This is a genomic window from Vibrio sp. Vb0937 (assembly GCF_033338855.1).
Genome location: NZ_JAWOTK010000364.1, coordinates 1 through 1,128 on the forward strand (window position 1 = coordinate 1; position 1,128 = coordinate 1,128).

The 1,128-nt window shown below is 46.0% G+C and carries 1 protein-coding gene; it reads left to right on the plus strand.

All coding sequences use genetic code 11. From position 1 onward, the window contains the following. Positions 1-1,128 (plus strand): ABC transporter substrate-binding protein (locus tag R7P67_RS25750; protein WP_318086441.1); only part of this gene is annotated, 1,128 nt, incomplete at both ends.

Consider the following 1,128-nt stretch of genomic DNA (forward strand, 5'->3'; position numbering starts at 1 on the left):
AGTTGTACGACACATTACTCACGCTTGATCCTAAAACACACCAACCTATTGCAAGCATTGCGGAAAGTTGGTCTGTGAACAAGGAAGGTACTGAGTACACATTCAAGCTCAAACATGGCGTTCAGTTCCAAACGACACCGTGGTTCTCTCCGACTCGCCCGTTAAATTCAAAAGACGTGGTATTCAGCTTTAAGCGAATCATTGATGTAGACCATCCTTTTCATCAAGTTGGTGGTGGTTTTTATCCATGGTTTGCTGGTTTAGATTTTCAAAATCTATTGCAAGATGTGATTGCTGTCGATGATTACACAGTGACGTTTAAACTCGCGCAACCAAACTTTTCATTCTTGGCAAACATCGCCACCAGCCATGCGGTAATACTGTCAGCAGAATACGGTCAACAATTGGCGGCAAAAGACAACAAAGAGCAAATCGACCAACTCCCTATTGGTTCAGGGCCTTACCAGCTCAAAGAGTATCAAGTAAACGATTTGATTCGCTTGGAACGTCACCCGAACTACTGGAACTCGCCAGCGAAAATGGAACAGGTAGTGTTCGACATTTCACACCGTGGTACTGGCACGTTAGCTAAGTTGCTGCGCAATGAATGCGATGTTTTGTCTTCACCTATCTCTAGCCAGATCCCAATCATTCAAGAAGATGAAAACCTTGAGTTGACGGCAACACCAGCAAATAACGTTTCCTTTATTGCGATTAATACCGAGACTCCAGCACTTCGCGACCCACGAGTCCGCCAAGCGTTGAACCTTGCGATCAATCGTCAAAATATCTTGGATTCGGTTTATTACGGTACAGGAACCCTAGCTTATACATTGCTGCCGCCGAACTCTTGGGCGTATCAAAAAGACAGTGCGAAAATTCGTTATGACCGAAATTACGCTCTCGCTCTACTTCGTGAAGCGGGATACGAAGATGGTCTAAAACTGTCGATGTGGGTGCCGCTAGAGCCAAGAGCATTCAACCCAAGTCCACGCAAAACTGCTGAGCTCATTCAGGCGAACTTCGCCGATATCGGCATCAAGCTGACTCTGCTCACCGACGACCGTTTCGAGCGAGTGGATCTTGAAAACATCAACGATATCGACTTGCTCCTTACTGGCTGGATTG